1 protein-coding gene is annotated in these 726 nt (G+C 47.5%); it reads right to left on the bottom strand.

The window, feature by feature from the left end; genetic code table 11:
* Positions 1–726 (bottom strand): hypothetical protein (locus tag H8S45_RS15895; RefSeq protein WP_186950612.1); only part of this gene is annotated, 726 nt, incomplete at both ends.

The raw sequence follows: 726 nt of genomic DNA, 5'->3' as shown, positions 1-726 counted from the left end.
TTTGATTTCCAGCCACCCATCCAGCGGGCTATACGCCGTTATGCCCTCTGAATCGATCGTCTGTCCTGCGGTTATGCCCTCACATGCGCAGTACCCGCCAAAGCCGAGTTTGATGGTGTTGCCACCCTCACCGGATTCAAGGGCTATTGCGTCTTTGGAGTTGTTCAGGAACGAGCCTGCAATTCGGTTACCGGAGATTTCAAGGATGGTGGTGGTGCCGTAGGAGGAATTAGACCTGTTTGCGAATGCAATAAGTATTTTTGACTTTTCGATAGCAGCAGCACTCAAACAATCGGGAGAATTTGCATTATAGTTGTATGCCGTAACAAGGCCTAAAACTCCGTCAGAAAATTCAAACAATTTCGCACGGTTATCTATTACACAGGCAAATTTATCATCATCATAAACGATCGCCTGCACTGAAACTATATTACCCGTATCGTTATTTAACTCGTTGCTTATCGGGTTTAGTTCTGCGTTAAGTACAGCGAATATTGCAATTTTGCTTGCTGTATCTTGATTACGGATATACCCAACAAGAATATTGCCTGTTTTATCTGCCGCACAGCTTGTTGCATAAATGGTGCCGCCAGAGAACGTCACCACATCCCCAAACGTCACCGCATTCGCGCTGTCAACCGTCGCAATAACCGCCTTGCCCTTGTTGCCGTCGCCAGTATCGGAAAAGCAGATGCACACGCGCTTGTTTCCGCTGTCGTCGTCGGG

Origin of the sequence: Agathobaculum faecis, assembly GCF_014287995.1 — a bacterium.
In the GTDB taxonomy this organism is placed as follows: domain Bacteria; phylum Bacillota; class Clostridia; order Oscillospirales; family Butyricicoccaceae; genus Agathobaculum; species Agathobaculum ammoniilyticum.
Note: the sequence above shows the minus strand (reverse complement) of the source record. Positions and strands in the feature narration are given on the sequence as shown.